Origin of the sequence: Okeania sp. SIO2B9 (assembly GCF_010672505.1) — a bacterium.
Lineage (GTDB): Bacteria > Cyanobacteriota > Cyanobacteriia > Cyanobacteriales > Microcoleaceae > Okeania > Okeania hirsuta.
Genome location: NZ_JAAHGK010001657.1, coordinates 1 through 1,351, shown reverse-complemented (window position 1 = coordinate 1,351; position 1,351 = coordinate 1). Strand labels below are relative to the sequence as shown.

At 35.5% G+C, this 1,351-nt stretch carries 1 pseudogene; it reads left to right on the top strand.

From position 1 onward, the window contains the following. Positions 1 to 27 precede the first annotated feature (27 nt). Positions 28 to 900 (top strand): annotated as a pseudogene (ribA, locus tag F6K13_RS33465) (GTP cyclohydrolase II RibA); the annotation flags it as partial. Between the last annotated feature and the right edge of the window lie 451 nt (positions 901 to 1,351).

Sequence of the window (1,351 nt, the reverse complement as noted above, 5' to 3'; positions counted from 1 at the left end):
CAAAAATTGGGTTAGACATGTGGGACTGCGGGAGTGGTCGTCTATTTGCGACAAGAGGGTAGGGGAATAGGTTTAATTAATAAAATGAAAGCTTATTCATTGCAGGATATGGGATTAGATACAGTCGAAGCTAATGAAAGATTAGGGTTTCCAGCAGATTTGCGCAACTATGGTGTGGGAGCACAAATATTAAATGATTTGGGTGTGAAGAAAATTCGTTTGATTACAAATAATCCCCGGAAAATAGCAGGTTTAAATGGTTATGGAATTGAAGTAGTAGATCGAGTTCCTTTGTTAATTGAAACAACAGATTATAATTCTGCTTATTTGGCGACTAAGGCGCAAAAATTAGGTCATATGTTGTTACGCAGTTATTTAGTGACAATTGCTATTAATTGGAATTATCAAAACACAGAAGGAAAATTTGCCGATAATTCTTATATTGCAAGTCTGAAAAATCCGGTTCAACAGCGCTATGAATATTTGGAAAAATTACGCAGTTTAATCAAAGAAGATGATTTTCTGTTGCGGGAAGAAACTAGAGCAGTGGCAACAGCGGTTTTTGCTCAAGCACCTTTAATAGTGAATTTTGGTTTAGAAAAAGCAACATTAATTACATCTGAATGGTATCAACAATCAAATCATCCTTATTTGGAGGCGATCGCTAAAATATTAACAGAAATAGGTAAATGGCCGAATATTTCAAAGTTGGAATTTCTCATCGCTTCTGGTTCCGATCCTATGACTACTTTACAAGTACAGCTCCAGCGTCAGAGTTTTAAAATGACTGAATTATTGACAGTTATGCAGGATTTAGAACCACAAAAAATTTACAGTTTTTTAATGGAGGAGTCAGGAGTCAGGAGTCAGGAGTCAGGAGGGAAGAAAGAACCAGAATAAAGAAGAAGGAATAGGAGGAAAATGTTTACGAATAGAGAAATTAGTATCCGTATTTTTACTTTCATTAGTTTTTCTGACTCTACTGAGATATAGCAACAGTAGTTAAGTAAAAGAATAAATAAATAAGCTCAAGACTTAAAGTATACTTCACGCTTTCTGGGAAGAGCTATATTGCCCTATTCGCAATAAAAGAACAAAGTTTTTAGGTAAGCATTAAGCTATTAGCAGTCAGCTATCAGCAATTAGTAATAAGTAATTAGGGCTGGCTAATTAAATCTAAAAGCATTGACATATAAAGACAAGTGCCTTTTTGGGCTCGAAAAAAGTGTATGGTATCACGTCTAAAACGCTCAAAAAGTTAGTATTTTAGGCGCATAGTTGGGCAGAAAAATCACTCTTACAATTCTTACTCCTACCTCCTCGCTCATTCCCATTTCTTCTGTCTCCTACA